The sequence below is a fragment of the Agromyces fucosus genome (assembly GCF_004134865.1).
Classification (GTDB): domain Bacteria; phylum Actinomycetota; class Actinomycetes; order Actinomycetales; family Microbacteriaceae; genus Agromyces; species Agromyces fucosus.
On sequence record NZ_SDPO01000003.1, the window covers coordinates 553,396 to 567,343 of the forward strand.

Consider the following 13,948-nt stretch of genomic DNA (forward strand, 5'->3'; position numbering starts at 1 on the left):
TCCTCCTCACCAGCCTCGACGTCCGCACTCCCGTTCCCCGCCCGACGGAGTGAGTGGGCGGCGCTCGTTAGACTCGACGGATGAGCTGGAACGCGGAACCCGCCTGGACCGACGAGGTCCCGTGGGACCCCGACGAGCTCGCCCCGCCGCCCGACGACGAGGAGTGGATTCCGCCCGTCGACGACGCGCGATCCGGTGCCGGGCGAGGGGCTGCTCCGCACGGCGCGACGGGTGGAGCCGGCGCATCGGCCGGCCGACCCGCGAGCGCCGCCGCCGGCCGACGTGCTGCCGCGCCCGCCCGCTTCGCCTCGGCGGCCGAAGCGCTCCACACCGTGTTCGGGTACGACAGCTTCCGCGGCGAGCAGGCCGAGATCATCGCGCAGGTGGCGGGCGGCGGCGACGCGGTCGTGCTCATGCCGACCGGTGGCGGCAAGAGCCTCTGCTACCAGATCCCGTCGCTCCTTCGAGAGGGCACGGGCATCGTGGTCTCGCCCCTCATCGCCCTCATGCACGACCAGGTCGACGCGCTCGTGCGCAACGGCGTTCGCGCCGCCTACCTGAACTCGAGCCAGCAGTCGCACGAGCGGGCCGAGGTCGAACGGGCCTACCTCGCCGGAGAGCTCGACCTGCTCTACGTCGCTCCCGAGCGGCTCGGCAATGAGGCGACCAAGCGCTTCCTCGAGCAGGGCACGATCGCGCTCTTCGCGATCGACGAGGCCCACTGCGTCGCGCAGTGGGGGCACGACTTCCGGCCCGACTACCTCGCCCTCTCCGAGCTCGCCGAGCGCTGGCCCGAGGTGCCGCGCATCGCCCTCACCGCGACGGCGACCGAGGCGACCCACCGCGAGATCACCGAGCGCCTCAGCCTCGGGGGAGCCGAGCACTTCGTCTCGAGCTTCGACCGGCCGAACATCCAGTACCGCATCGACGGCAAGCTCGAGGTGCGCAAGCAGCTGCTGGAGTTCATCCGCAGCGAGGGTCGCGACGCCGCCGGCAACCCCGTTGCGGGCATCGTCTATGCGCTCTCGCGGGCGAGCACCGAGAAGATCGCCGCGTACCTCGCCGAGCACGGCGTCAACGCGATGCCGTATCACGCGGGTCTCGACGCTGGCGTGCGCCGTCGCACGCAGGAGCGCTTCCTTCGCGAAGAGGGCGTCGTCGTCGTCGCGACGATCGCGTTCGGCATGGGCATCGACAAGCCCGACGTGCGCTTCGTCGCCCACGTCGACCTGCCGAAGTCGGTCGAGGGCTACTACCAGGAGACCGGTCGTGCCGGGCGCGACGGTGCGCCGGCCACCGCGTGGCTCGCCTACGGGCTGCAAGACGTCGTGCAGCAGCGCCGCATGATCGACGAGAGCCCGGGCGACCTCGCCCACCGGCGCCGTCTCGCCCAGCACCTCGACGCGATGCTCGCGCTCTGCGAGACGGTGCAGTGCCGACGTCAGAACCTGCTCGGCTACTTCGGCCAGCCCAGCGAGCCGTGCGGCAACTGCGACACCTGCCTCGAGCCGCCCGCCTCGTGGGACGGCACGGTGCCGGCGCAGAAGCTCATGTCGACGATCGTCCGCCTGCAACGCGAGCGCCGGCAGAAGTTCGGCGCCGGCCACCTCGTCGACATCCTGCGCGGAAAGGAGACGCCGCGCGTGCGCCAGTACGGCCACGACGCGCTCGCCACCTGGAGCATCGGCCAAGACCTCAGCGACCAGCAGTGGCGCGGCGTCGTACGGCAGCTGCTCGCTCAGGGACTCCTCGCCACGCACGGCGAGTACGGCACGCTGACGGTGACGGATGCCGCGGCCGACGTGCTCTCGGGCAAGCGGGTCGTGAAGCTCCGCACCGAAGTCGATCGCCCATCGCGCTCACGCAGCACACGGGCGACCACTGCTGCGGCCGACCTCGAGCCGGCGCAGGCCGAGCTCTTCGAACAACTCCGAGCTTGGCGCGCCGGTGAGGCGAAAGAACAGGGGGTGCCCGCGTACATCGTCTTCGGCGATGCGACCCTCCGTGCCGTGGCGGTCGCGAAGCCCGCGAGCCTCACCGACCTCGACGGCATCACGGGCATCGGTGCCAAGAAGCGCGAGGCCTACGGCGAGGCGCTGCTCGAGGTCGTCGCCTCGGCCTGAGCCGCCGTTCCTGTCTCCGAGGCGCGTCACGCCGTCACGCCGTGACGTCGTCACGGTCTCACGCCGTCACGCCCTCACGCCCTCACGCCTTGCGTGTCGCCTGTCGCGTTCACGAGGAGATCTGCGATTCCGAGGAGGGAACTCGCGAAATCCCTCCTCGGAATCGCAGATGTCCTCTCGATCTGAACGAGCGCGGCTCTGCGAGCACGTACCTCCCGGCCTCGACGAGCGCGCCGGTCTCGGCCTCCACAGCACGCGCCTCCCGGCCTCGACGAGCACGCGCGCCGCAGCGGCATCCCAAGCCCTTGACGTCCGCCCACTCGCGATATACTCTGAACAAAGTATTTGGAGGTGAGTATGTCGCGTCGACCGGTGAGCAACCCGCTCGCACTCGCAGTGCTGGCGAGCCTGTGGGAGCGCCCGATGTACCCCTACGAGATCACCACGACCCTGCGCGAGCGCGGCAAGGAAGACAGCATCAAGCTGAACTTCGGCTCGCTCTACGCGATCATCAAGTCGCTCGAGAAGCACGGCCTCATCGAAGAGGCACGCGTCGAGCGCGAGGGCAATCGCCCCGAGCGCATCGTGTACGCGATCACCGATGCCGGCCGCGCCGAGGCGCACGACTGGATGCGCGAGCTGATCGCGGTGCCGGTCAAGGAGTACCCGGCGTTCGAGTCGGGCCTCTCGCTCATCGCACTGCTCGCGCCCGACGAGGCAATCGAGCTCCTGCGCGAGCGGCTCGGCCGGCTCGACGCCGAGCTGGCGTCGCGAGCGCAGCTCGCCGAGCAATCCGATGACCTCGGCCTGCCCGAGCTGTTCCTCGTCGAGTTCCACTACCGCGTCGCCATGACCCGTGCCGAGCGCGAGTTCGTCGCGGGCATGCTCGAGCGCCTCGAGGCGGGCGAGCTCGGCGGACTCGACGCGTGGAGGACCATGCACGAGCTGATCGAGTCAGGCGCGAGCGCCGGGGAGCTCGAGGCGAAGCTCGCGCAGTACCTGGCGGAAGGAGCCGCAGACCAGCAGCAGCACTGACCAGCAGCATCGAACAGTACACAGATCGATGGCCCGGATGCGGCAACACCCGAGCCATCTCGCAACCGAGTCGTTCAACGTGAATCGAATCCACCCCAGTGCGTGCCGCCATTCTACCGGCGCGCCATCACGACCGAACGGCTCCCCACCGAAGGAGAGCCTCATGGCTGCATCACCCGACGGGATGGCCCTCGTGGCCGCCGATCTCGTCAAGACCTATTCGCAGGGGCGCGGCAAGCCCCCGCTCCGAGCCCTCGACGGGCTCACGTTCCAGACCGAGGAGGGCACGGTCTTCGGCCTGCTGGGGCCGAACGGCGCCGGAAAGTCGACGACCGTCAAGATCCTCTCGACCCTCTCGCGCGCCGACTCCGGCATCGCGACCGTCGCCGGCATCGACGTGGCGAAGCACCCCGGCCGTGCACGCAGCGCGATCGGCTTCGTCGACCAGAAACAGGTCTCCGACCCCATGGACACGGGCGTCGAGAACCTCGTGCTGGCCGGCCAGCTGCACGGCATGTCGACCCGCGCCGCACGGAGCCGAGCGGGCGAGCTGCTCGAACGGTTCGCGCTCGCGGGCGCGGCCCGGCGTCAGGTGAAGACCTACTCCGGCGGCATGGCTCGCAAGCTCGACGTCGCGATCGGCCTCATGCACCGCCCGCAGGTGCTGTTCCTCGACGAGCCGACGACCGGTCTCGACCCCGAGGCGCGTGCCGAGATGTGGGCCGAGATCGAGCGGATGTCGCGTGAGGAGCGCATGACCGTGCTGCTGACCACGCACTACCTCGAGGAGGCCGATCGGCTCGCGAGCCGGCTGGCCATCGTCGATGCGGGGCGCGTCGTGACCGAGGGCACGCCCGAGCAGCTGAAGAGCGAGCTGCGCGGCGATGCCGTGGTGATCGAGCTGCACGAGGCATCCGTCATCGCACAGGTGCTCGAATCGCTCGACCGTCTCGGCGGGTTCCGGGAGGTGGTGGCCGAGGGCCGTGCCGTGCGGGCCCGCGTCGACGGCGGCGGCGCTGCGCTGCCTCTCGTGCTCGCGGCGCTCGACGCCGAGGGCGTCTCCGTGGCATCGGCGACCGTGTCGCGGCCGAGCCTCGACGACGTCTACCTGGCCCACACCGGGCATTCCTTCGCCGCGGTGCACGCCGGTTCGTCGGCCGATGCCCGCACCGATCTCGAGGAGGCGGCAGCATGACCGCGCTCACGAACCGGCCCACGGTCGCAGCGGCTCCCGCGTACGCGCGCCCGAGCTTCTTCCGGCACACCGCCTACCTGACGCTCCGGCAACTGCGCGCGGTGGTGCGCATTCCGGCGTTCATCGTCATGAACGTCGTGCAGCCGCTCATCTGGTTGCTGCTGTTCGGCCAGCTCTTCACCTCGGTCGTCGACATCCCCGGCTTCACGGGCGGCGACAACTACCTGGAGTTCCTGACGCCCGGCATCGTCATGATGATGGCGCTGTTCGGCAGCGCCTGGGCGGGCACGAGCTACATCCAGGACATGGATCGCGGCGTCATGGACCGCTTCCTCACCTCGCCGACCAGTCGCGGAGCCATGATGGCGGCGACGCTGGTCTACCAAGCGCTGCTGACGCTCGTGCAGTCGCTCATCGTGCTCGGCGTCGCCTGGCTCGGAGGCGCGCGGTTCGACGGCGGGCTCGGCGGCATCCTGATCCTGCTGCTCGCGGCCATGCTGCTCACGGCGTCGTTCTCGGCGCTGTCGAACGCGGCGGCGCTGCTCGCCCGCAACCAGAACGTGCTGATCGGCATCTCGCAGCTCATCACGATTCCGCTCATGTTCCTGAGCTCCGCGCTCATGGACACGAGCCTGTCGGCCGACTGGGTCGCCGAGGTCGCCCGCTTCAATCCGTTCGAGTGGGCCGTCGTGGCGGGCCGCGAGGCGCTCGGCGCGAGCCCTGACTGGGCGAGCGTGTGGGGGCACCTCGGGCTGCTCGCCGTGTTCACCGCGGTGCTCGCGTGGGTGGCGACGCGCGCCTTCCGCGTCTACCAGCGGAGCGCGTAGCCGGCCGCTCGCCGGTCGAGTAGCGCCTGACGCGGTGCGTATCGGGACCCGTCGCGGGATCTCGATACGCGCCGCGGGCGGTGCTCCTCGATGGGCAGCGGGGCGGACCTCGAAGCTGTGCGTTTCCGTCGCGGGCTCGAAAACCAAGCGACATTCGGTTTATGATGAACCGGATGCCGCGAAGCGGCCGATCCCGAAGCATGAAGGAGTGCTGGCATGACCGATCAGCTGAACCACGAGACGGATGCCGCGGCAGTCGTCGACACCGCCGGTGAACTCGACCTGCGCTACCGCGACGCGAGCCTGCCCGTCGCCGAGCGCGTCGAGATCCTCCTGTCGCAGATGACGCTCGAAGAGAAGGCGGGCCTCTTCTTCCAGACGATGATCGCCGCCGGAGCCGACGGCACGCTCTCGCAGGGCGACGACATGTTCGGCCTGCCGGCCACCGACGACTACGTCGGGCGCCGCCTCATGAACCACTTCAACGTGCTGCAGACCCCGCCCACCGCCGAGCTCATCGCCGAGTGGCACAACCGCCTCCAGGAGGCCGCGGCGGCGACCCGCCTCGGCATTCCCGTCACGGTCTCGACCGACCCGCGGCACTCGTACACCGACAATCCGCTCTCGGGCATGCTCACCGGGTCGTTCTCGGTCTGGCCCGAGACCATGGGCCTCGCGGCCGTCGGCGACGAGGCGCTCGTCGAGCAGTTCGGCGACATCGCCCGTCAGGAGTACACGGCGGTCGGCATCCGCGTGGCGCTGCACCCGCAGATCGACCTCGCCACCGAGCCGCGCTGGTCGCGTGCCCTCCAGACGTTCGGCGAAGATCCCGAACTCGCCGGTCGCATGGGCGCCGCCTACATCCGCGGCTTCCAGGGCACCGAGCTCGGCCCCGACTCGGTCGCGACGATGACGAAGCACTTCCCGGGCGGCGGCCCCCAGAAGGACGGCGAAGACCCGCACTTCGCGCACGGGCGCGAGCAGGTCTACCCCGGTGGTGAGTTCGAGACGCACCTGAGGCCCTTCGAGGCCGCGTTCGAGGCGGGCACGAGCCAGATCATGCCGTACTACGGCATGCCCGTCGGCACCGAGTACGAAGAGGTCGGCTTCGGCTTCAACAAGTCCGTCATCACCGGGCTGCTCCGCGAACGCTACGGCTTCGACGGCATCGTCTGCACCGACTGGGGACTCATCAACGACTCCTCGATCTTCGGCGAGCCCTTCCCGGCCCGTGCGTGGGGCGTCGAGCACCTCACCCCGCGCGAGCGCATGAAGAAGGTCATCGACGCGGGCGTCGACCAGTTCGGCGGCGAGGCCGACCCCGAGATGCTCGTCGACCTCGTGAACTCGGGCGAGATCACCGAGGATCGCCTCGATGTCTCGGCGCGGCGCCTCCTGCGCGAGAAGTTCGTGCTCGGCCTCTTCGAGCGGCCCTTCGTCGACGTCGAGCGAGCGGCACGCGTCGTCGGCTCGGCCGAGTTCGTCGCCGCCGGCGAGGCGGCGCAGCGTGCCGCGATCACCCTGCTGGTGAACCGCGAGCAACCGGATGCCTCGGGCGCCGTGCGCCCCGCCCTGCCGATCGCACGAGGCCTCCGCTTCTACGTCGAGGGCATCGCCCCCGAGATCGCGGCGGAGTACGGCCAGGTCGTCGAGACGCCGGCCGCGGCGGATGTCGCGATCCTGCGCCTGCAGGCGCCGTTCGAGGAGCGCCCGACGATGTTCGAGAACTTCTTCCACTCGGGTTTGCTCGACTACACGGCCGAGCAGATCGCGCACGTGCGCGAGATCGCGGCGGCGGTGCCGACCGTGGTCGACGTCTTCCTCGACCGGCCGGCGATCCTCACGCCGTTCGTGGGCGAGCTCGCGGCCCTCACCGCCAATTGGGGCGCGAGCCCGCGCGCGTTGCTCGACGTGCTCGTCGGCGACGCCTCGCCCAAGGGGAAGATGCCGTTCGACCTGCCGTCGAGCATGTCCGCCGTCGAGGCGAGCCGCTCCGACGTGCCGTTCGACACGGCCGACCCGCTGTTCCGTTTCGGGCACGGCCTCCGCTACCCCGCCTGATCCACGCCGGTCGGCCCTGCCACCTGCTCGAGGCCCCCGCCGATCGGCGGGGGCCTTTCGGTTTCCGGGCGCGCCTCGGCCGAAATCGAGACATGCATGCCCCGACGGCGCTAGCATCAGCCCAGGGGCGCCGCGTCGACGGTGCATGGGGCAAGGGGGTTCGGCATGTCCGATCAGATGGCTCGACCGATGGGCGTCACCGTCGTCGCGATCCTCGCGTGGATCGCAGGAGCGCTCGACATCGTGTCGGGCACCATCCTGCTGTTCCAGGCGGGCGTCGAATCCGTGGCCGACGGGCTCGGTGGCACCGGCCCGCTCTACGTGGCCGCGATCGGCTCGATCGTGCTCGGCCTCATCGTCGTCGCCGTCGCCGCGGGACTGCTCACCGGCAACTGGGTGTCGCGGATGATCATCACGGTCCTCGAGGTGCTCTCCATCATCGGCTCGCTCTTCCTCGCCTTCGCCTATCTCGGCGGTGCGGTGGGCGAGTGGCTCGGCATCGTCGTCTCCCTCGTCGTGCTGTTCCTGCTCTGGGGGCACAAGTCGAGCGTGTTCTTCGGCAGCCGGATGCCGGAGGCCTGAGTGAACTCGATCGGCCGCCCCGGGGGCGTCACGTTCATCGCGGTGCTCGCATGGATCTCGGGCGCCCTCGACGTCATCGGCGGCACCATCCTCCTCTTCCAGACGAGCGTGGCCGCGACCGTGGAGCAGTTCGGGGGCGCGAGCCAGATGATCGCCTCGGCGATCTTCTCGATCCTCGTCGGCGTCGTCGTCATCGCCGTGGCCGGCGGGTTGCTGCGCGGCAGTTCCGGAGCCCGCCTGTTCATCACGATCCTCCAGGTGATCTCGATCGGGGCCTCGATCTTCCTCGCGATCGCCTACCCGGCAGGCGCGATCGGCGAGTACTTCAGTGTGCTCGTCTCGGTGATCGTGCTCGCCTTCCTCTGGTCGGGCCGGGCGAACGCCTTCTTCCGCGACTGAGCTCGTTGTCGGTATCCCATCGGTGCCGCGAGGAGCTTTTGTATGGTCTTCACAGTGCTGTTCGAGGCGCCGCCACGCCGGTTTGTAGGGCACGGACGCAGGGTTTCCCCGCGACATCCGCTCGACCTACCGTGGAGGCAAGCCCAGATCGCACACGAAGGACGAGACACCGACGATGGTTGACACGGCACCCCGCACCGCCTCGAAGCAGCAGAAGACCGCCCCCGAGCGCCCGGCCGACACGGCGCCGCCGAAGTCCGCGCGCACCGCGGCATCCGCCCCGCAGCCCGCATCGCCCGCGCATCCCTCGATCGACGTGGCGACGCTGGGCCGGCAGCTGCTCGGCACCTGGGCCGACCTTCGGCTGGCCGCTCGCGAGCGGGCCGCCCACCCCGACCTCCAGCGCATCGAGGGCCAGTCGATGGCCGAGCACCGGGAGCGCGTGCTCGGGCAGCTGAAGATCCTCGTCGACCAGAAGGCCGTGCACCGCGCCTTCCCGACGTCGCTCGGCGGGTTCGACGACCACGGCGGCAACATCGCCCAGTTCGAAGAGCTCGTGATCGCCGACCCCAGCCTGCAGATCAAGGCGGGCGTGCAGTGGGGCCTCTTCGGAGCCGCCGTGCTGCACCTCGGCACCGAGTTCCACCACGAGACGTTCCTGCCCGACATCATGTCGCTGAAGGTGCCCGGCGCGTTCGCCATGACCGAGACCGGGCACGGTTCGGATGTCGCGGCCATCGGCACGACCGCGACGTACGACGAGGCGAAGCAGCAGTTCGTGATCAACACGCCGTTCCGCGGCGCGTGGAAGGACTACCTCGGCAATGCCGCCGTGCACGGCACCGCCGCCGTGGTCTTCGCGCAGCTCATCACGAAGGGCGTCAACCACGGCGTGCACGCCTTCTACGTGCCGATCCGGGGCGCGAAGGGCGGCTTCCTCAAGGGCATCGGCGGTGAGGACGACGGCCTCAAGGGCGGCCTCAACGGCATCGACAACGGGCGCCTGCACTTCACGAACGTGCGCGTCCCGCGCGAGAACCTGCTGAACCGCTACGGCTCCGTCGCTGAAGACGGCACGTACTCGAGCCCCATCTCGAGCCCCGGTCGCCGCTTCTTCACGATGCTCGGCACCCTCGTGCAGGGTCGCGTCTCACTCGACGGCGCTGCCACGACCGCGGCCGCCATGGCGCTGACGATCGCGATCACCTACGGCAACCAGCGCCGGCAGTTCAACGCGGCGAGCGACACCGACGAGGAGGTGCTGCTCGACTACCAGCGTCACCAGCGCCGGCTGCTGCCGAAGCTCGCCACGACGTACGCGCAGATCTTCGCGCACGACGAGTTCCTCGTGAAGTTCGACGCCGTGTTCTCGGGCGCCGCCGACACCGACGACGACCGCCAGGACCTCGAGACGATCGCCGCGGCCCTGAAGCCGCTGTCGACGTGGCACGCGCTCGAGACGCTGCAGGAGGCTCGCGAGGCCGCCGGCGGCTCGGGCTTCCTCGCCGAGAACCGCATGGTGGGGCTCAGGCAGGACCTCGACGTCTACGTGACGTTCGAGGGCGACAACAACGTGCTCCTGCAGCTCGTCGCCAAGCGCCTGCTGACAGACTTCTCGAAGCAGTTCGCGAAGGCGGATGCCGGTGCGATGGCGCGCTACGTCGTCGCGCAGACGGCCGACCGCGCGTACCACGGCACCGGCCTCCGCAGCCTCGCGCAGACCATCGCCGACTTCGGTTCGACGGCGCGTTCGGTCTCCGAGCTCCGCGACGAGCAGACCCAGCGCGAGCTCCTCACCGACCGGGTGGAGGCCATGATCTCCGAGATCGCCGGGCGCCTGCGCGATGCACGGAAGCTCCCGAAGGCCGACGCGGCGGCGGCGTTCAACCGCAACCAGAACGAGCTCATCGAGGCGGCGCGCGCGCACGGAGAGCTGCTGCAGTGGGAGGCGTTCACCCGGGCGCTCGCGAAGACGACCGACCCCGGCACAAAGCAGGTGCTCACGTGGGTGCGCGACCTCTTCGGCCTCGGCCTCGTCGAGAAGCACCTCGCCTGGTACCTCATCAACGGCCGGCTCTCGCCGAAGCGCGCGCAGGCCGTCACCGCCTACATCGACCGCCTGCTCGAGCGTCTGCGTCCGCACGCGCAAGACCTGGTCGACGCGTTCGGCTACGGCCCCGAGCACCTGCGGGCGAAGATCGCCTCGGGTGCCGAGCAGGAGCGGCAGGACGAGGCCCGCGCCTACTACGCCGCGCAGCGAGCCGCCGGCACGCTGCCCGTGCCGGAGAAGTCGAAGAAGAAGTAGCAGCGATCGAAGGCCGGGCGTCAGCCGACGCCCGGCCTTCGTCGTGCTCGGTGCACACTCACCCGAGCCTCGGGGCGGGTGACCGTATGGTGTACGGAGAATATAGGCTGTCCGGCATGGCGGGAGAATCCACAGGCAGCGAACCCGACCGCACGCTCCGGCTCCTGTGGCGGTCGCATTTCGGGGAGCCCGTCGGATCCCGTGGGCCCAAGCAGCGGTCGAGCGTCGACGAGGTCGTCGCGACGGCCGTGCAGCTTGCCGACGTCGACGGCATCGACGCCGTGTCGATGCGCCGCATCGCCGATCGCCTCGGGCTGAAGCCGATGTCGGTCTACACCTACGTGCCGGGCAAGGCCGAGCTCGTCGACCTCATGGTCGACCGGGTCGCCGGCGAGATGGAGCTGCCGCGACTCGATGGCGAGCTGCCCGAGCGGCTCGCGCGGATCGCGCGCCTGCAGTGGGAGGAGTACCTGCGGCACCCGTGGCTGCTCTCGATCGACACCAGCCGGCCGCCGCTCGGGCCGAACGTCTCCGACCACTGGGAGTGGTGCCTGCGGGCGATCGACGGCCTGGGGCTCTCCGACCTCGACATGGACCGCATCGTCACGCTGCTGCTCGGCTTCGTCACCGGGCCGGCGCGTGCGCACCTCGACGCCGAGCGTCACCGCGCCGTCGACCAGGAGTCGGCCGTCGACTGGTGGGAGCGCAACGAGCCGCTGCTCGACGAGATCCTCGACGCGAAACGCTACCCGGTGTCGGCGCGGGTCGGCCAGGCTGCCGGCGCCGTGGAGCAGGCCGGGCCGTCGGACGTGTTCGAGTTCGGGCTCGCGCGCCTGATCGACGGCATCGTCGACTACATCGGGGTGTCGGCCCGCTAGCGGAATCGGCCCGCCGGCGCGATCGCTCGAGCGTTCGGTCAGTCCTTCGACGGCGGCCGCATGAGCAGGCCGGTGACGATGCCGACCACGATGCCGGCGGCCAGCCACAGCCAGAATCCGGTCCAGAGGCTCACGCCCACACCGACGATCACGCCCACGATGAGCCCGACGATCAGCTGACTGCGACGGGCATTGCGTGCGGGGGTCTGCTCGGCCATGCCTTCAGCCTACGTCGGCGCCGGGCGCCGTCAGAGCAGCCCCAGCGCGCGCACCGCGTCGCGCTCCTCGACGAGTTCGGCGACGGATGCCTCGATGCCGCGCCGTGCGAAGTCGTCGACCTCGAGGCCCTGGCGGATGCGCCAGGCGCCGTCGACGGAGTCGACCGGGAACGAGGAGACGAGCCCCTCGGGTACGCCGTACGAACCGTCGGAGACCACCGCGGCGCTCGTCCATCCGTCGGGAGTGCCGAGCACCCAGTCGTGCACGTGGTCGATCGTGGCGCTCGCGGCCGATCCGACCGACGACGATCCGCGCACCTCGATGATCTCGGCGCCGCGCTTCGCCACCCGAGGGATGAACTGCTCGGCCAGCCATCGTCGGGCACCCTCGGGCCCGCCGAGGCGGTGGGCGAGCAGCGCGGGCACGGAGTCGCCGGCCGCCGTGGCGTGCGCCACGTCGGGGAACTGCGTCGCCGAGTGATTGCCCCAGATGGTCACGCCGCGGATGTCTCCGACGGGCGTGTCGACGGTGGCCGCGAGCTGTCCGAGGGCACGGTTGTGGTCGAGCCGGGTGAGCGCGGTGAATCGTTCGGCCGGGACATCCGGTGCATGGGCCGACGCGATGAGCGCGTTCGTGTTCGCGGGGTTGCCGACCACGACGACGCGGATGTCGTCGGCGGCGACCGCATTGATCGCGGCGCCCTGCGGGCCGAAGATGCCGCCGTTCGCGGTGAGGAGGTCCCCGCGCTCCATGCCTGCGGTGCGCGGGCGGGCGCCGACGAGGAGTGCCACGTTCGCGCCGGCGAACGCCGAGTTCGCGTCGTCGTAGACCTCGACGTGCGAGAGCAGCGGGAAGGCGGAATCCTGCAGTTCGAGGGCTGCGCCCTCGGCGGCGCGAACGCCCTGCGGGATCTCGAGCAGGTTCAGGCGTACCGGGGTGTCGGGCCCGAGCATGGCGCCCGAGGCGATGCGGAACAGGAGTGCGTACCCGATCTGGCCGCCCGCGCCCGTGAGCGTGACGGTGATCGGCTTCTTCGCGGCCATGCTCCGAGCCTAGCCGCGACGACGGGTCGCGCCGCCCGGTCCCGAACGTCCCGGACTCGATCCGCGGATGAGCGTGGCACCCGGCCGCGGCATCCGCTGGTCGGTACCGTGACGCTATGAGAGAGATGTATCCGGAGATCGAGCCGCTGGAGACCGGCATGCTCGACGTGGGGGACGGCCAGCACATCTATTGGGAGGTGTCGGGCAATCGGCAGGGGAAGCCGGTCGTGTTTCTGCACGGTGGGCCCGGTGCCGGAACCTCGCCCGACCACCGCCGGCTCTTCGACCCCGAGCGGTACCGCATCGTCCTCTTCGACCAGCGCGGCTGCGGCCTCTCGATCCCGCACGCGAGCGAACCCGGGGCGAGCCTCGCCGCCAACACCACGTGGCACCTCATCGCCGACATGGAGCGGCTCCGAGGACATCTCAGCATCGACACCTGGCAGGTCTTCGGCGGCTCATGGGGGAGTGCGCTCGCGCTCGCGTACGCGCAGACCCACCCCGAGCGCGTCACCGAACTCGTGCTGCGCGGCATCTTCACCTTGCGTCGGCAGGAACTCGACTGGTTCTACGAGGGCGGGGCCTCGGCGGTGTTCCCCGACCTCTGGGAGGACTTCATCGCACCGATCCCCGTGCTCGAGCGCACGCACCTCGTCGAGGCGTACGCGCGGCTGCTCGGCGACCCGAATCCCGAAGTGCACGAGCCCGCCGCCATCGCCTGGGCGCGCTGGGAGTCCTCGACGATCACGTTGCTCCCGCAGGCCGCGAACGTCGCGCGCTACACGGCGCCCGAGTACGCCACCGCCTTCGCGCGTATCGAGAACCACTACTTCCGGCACGGCGGCTGGTGGGACGAGGGGCAGCTGATCCGGGATGCCTCGCGCCTCCGCGACATCCCGGCCGTGATCATCCAGGGCCGCTACGACATGTGCACGCCCGCGATGACCGCGTGGGATCTGCACCGCGCGTGGCCCGAGGCCGAGCTCACGATCATCGACGACGCCGGGCACGCCTTCGACGAACCCGGGATCCTCGACGCGCTCATCACCGCGACCGACCGCTTCGCCGGCGGCGACGGTTTCGGCGGCGACGCCGTCGTGTACGAGCGTCACGAGTTCGGCGACGATGACGATGACGATGACGATGAAGTCGATGACGACGACGACGACGACGATGACGACGAGAACGACGACGACGATGACGACGATGACGACGAGAACGACGACGACGATGACGACGATGACGACGAGAACGACGACGACGATGACGACGACGACGACG

Annotated in this window: 11 protein-coding genes and 1 pseudogene; 10 read left to right on the plus strand and 2 right to left on the minus strand. The window is 70.1% G+C overall.

All coding sequences use genetic code 11. The features are described 5' to 3' along the window. The first annotated feature begins 80 nt into the window (after positions 1 to 80). The 9 genes from recQ (at position 81) to ESP57_RS14100 (ending at position 11,405) form a co-directional block, all read left to right on the plus strand. Positions 81 to 2,123, plus strand: a complete 2,043-nt coding sequence (gene recQ / locus ESP57_RS14060) for a DNA helicase RecQ (protein ID WP_129232032.1) — start codon at positions 81 to 83, stop codon at positions 2,121 to 2,123. A gap of 372 nt (positions 2,124 to 2,495) precedes the next feature. Then, positions 2,496 to 3,158 (plus strand): PadR family transcriptional regulator, encoded by a 663-nt coding sequence (locus tag ESP57_RS14065; protein ID WP_243648537.1) that lies wholly within the window; start codon positions 2,496 to 2,498, stop codon positions 3,156 to 3,158. Positions 3,159 to 3,321: 163 nt separating this feature from the next. Further along, positions 3,322 to 4,353 (plus strand): ATP-binding cassette domain-containing protein, encoded by a 1,032-nt coding sequence (locus tag ESP57_RS14070; RefSeq protein ID WP_129232034.1) that lies wholly within the window; start codon positions 3,322 to 3,324, stop codon positions 4,351 to 4,353. Beyond that, the gene (locus ESP57_RS14075; protein ID WP_129232035.1) at positions 4,350 to 5,180 is read left to right on the plus strand and encodes an ABC transporter permease; all 831 of its coding nucleotides are present in this window, start codon (positions 4,350 to 4,352) and stop codon (positions 5,178 to 5,180) included. Before ESP57_RS14070 ends, ESP57_RS14075 begins: the two co-directional genes overlap by 4 nt. A 216-nt stretch (positions 5,181 to 5,396) precedes the next feature. After that, entirely contained in the window at positions 5,397 to 7,241 is a 1,845-nt protein-coding gene (locus ESP57_RS14080; protein WP_129232036.1) for a glycoside hydrolase family 3 protein, read from the plus strand. A gap of 165 nt (positions 7,242 to 7,406) precedes the next feature. Next, a complete protein-coding gene (locus ESP57_RS14085; RefSeq protein ID WP_129232037.1) occupies positions 7,407 to 7,823 on the plus strand; it encodes a DUF7144 family membrane protein in 417 nt (138 codons plus the stop codon). Next, complete coding sequence (locus tag ESP57_RS14090; protein WP_115960979.1) at positions 7,824 to 8,222, plus strand: DUF7144 family membrane protein; 399 nt, start codon at positions 7,824 to 7,826, stop codon at positions 8,220 to 8,222. It begins immediately after the preceding gene. 175 nt (positions 8,223 to 8,397) lie between these two features. Continuing rightward, entirely contained in the window at positions 8,398 to 10,527 is a 2,130-nt protein-coding gene (locus tag ESP57_RS14095) for an acyl-CoA dehydrogenase family protein (protein WP_129232038.1), read from the plus strand. Between the two features lie 116 nt (positions 10,528 to 10,643). Continuing rightward, positions 10,644 to 11,405, plus strand: a complete 762-nt coding sequence (locus tag ESP57_RS14100) for a TetR/AcrR family transcriptional regulator (protein ID WP_056011244.1) — start codon at positions 10,644 to 10,646, stop codon at positions 11,403 to 11,405. 38 nt (positions 11,406 to 11,443) lie between these two features. On the opposite strand, the gene ESP57_RS14105 is transcribed toward ESP57_RS14100, so the two are convergent. Both ESP57_RS14105 and ESP57_RS14110 read right to left on the minus strand, forming a co-directional pair. After that, a complete protein-coding gene (locus tag ESP57_RS14105) occupies positions 11,444 to 11,623 on the minus strand; it encodes a hypothetical protein (protein ID WP_056011241.1) in 180 nt (59 codons plus the stop codon). 30 nt (positions 11,624 to 11,653) lie between these two features. Beyond that, entirely contained in the window at positions 11,654 to 12,667 is a 1,014-nt protein-coding gene (locus ESP57_RS14110; protein ID WP_056011238.1) for a malate dehydrogenase, read from the minus strand. A 116-nt stretch (positions 12,668 to 12,783) separates the two neighbouring features. Between ESP57_RS14110 and pip the strand changes: the two are divergent. Then, a pseudogene (gene pip / locus ESP57_RS14115) lies at positions 12,784 to 13,734 on the plus strand (prolyl aminopeptidase); the annotation flags it as partial. Between the last annotated feature and the right edge of the window lie 214 nt (positions 13,735 to 13,948).